Source organism: Paenisporosarcina sp. P4_D4, assembly GCF_056401835.1.
Genome location: NZ_JBFUIO010000391.1, coordinates 1 through 738, shown reverse-complemented (window position 1 = coordinate 738; position 738 = coordinate 1). Strand labels below are relative to the sequence as shown.

Sequence of the window (738 nt, the reverse complement as noted above, 5' to 3'; positions counted from 1 at the left end):
ACCGGAATGTCCTCTAATCTTGCTTCCGGACGTTCAGGCGGTGCAGGAGGAAGCCCGACGCCATTTACTTTTAATATCTTTTCTAATTGCTTATTTTCGTCTTTCATAGCGTAAATCAATTCTTCAATTAGTTTTTGTAAATCTTCGTCACCAGTGTGATTAATAAACGTTTGATATGCAGCAATCAATCCATTGTTTGTTGCTAAATTTGTCCAAAGGCCAAACACTTCACCATAATGTAATGGTTCATCTTTTGGGTTTCCAGTTAGTATTCCCATAATTGCACTCCCTAACAATTCATAATTTTTCATACAAGGACTAGGATGTGCGGAGTATAAAAGATTATTCATTTTGTATGGGAAATTTAAGAAATAGTAAAGTTAAATTCGTAATTCAGTCATAGATGAATGTGGAAAATTAACTTTTGAAAACGTATGTAGAGAGGAATGTGGAGAAGAAGTGCAACAAGCGATGTATCACTTACATCTTAATCGAGCAAATGAAGTAAATAATCAGGTTCAGCTAACGGATGCTTTACATCAAAAAGAGTAATGCATTTCTTGTTCAACTAACGAGGCCAATAAGGAAGATTAGTTTCTAACATGCAAAACCCCTTCAAATAATGTTGAAGGGGTTTTGTAATACTAATTTTTCTCGTTAATAACGAATAAAACACCAGTGAGAATTAGGATAGATCCTATCCAAAACGTTACACCTATGTTCTCGCCTAAAATAAGC

Annotated in this window: 1 protein-coding gene and 1 pseudogene; both read right to left on the bottom strand. The window is 34.7% G+C overall.

What is annotated here, in order from left to right; all coding sequences use genetic code 11:
* The coding region (locus AC1DSL_RS19055) for a DUF3231 family protein (RefSeq protein WP_477533451.1) at nt 1-278 on the bottom strand (278 nt) is incomplete at its 3' end.
* Nucleotides 279-644: 366 nt separating this feature from the next.
* Nucleotides 645-738, bottom strand: a pseudogene (locus tag AC1DSL_RS19050) (EamA family transporter); the annotation flags it as partial.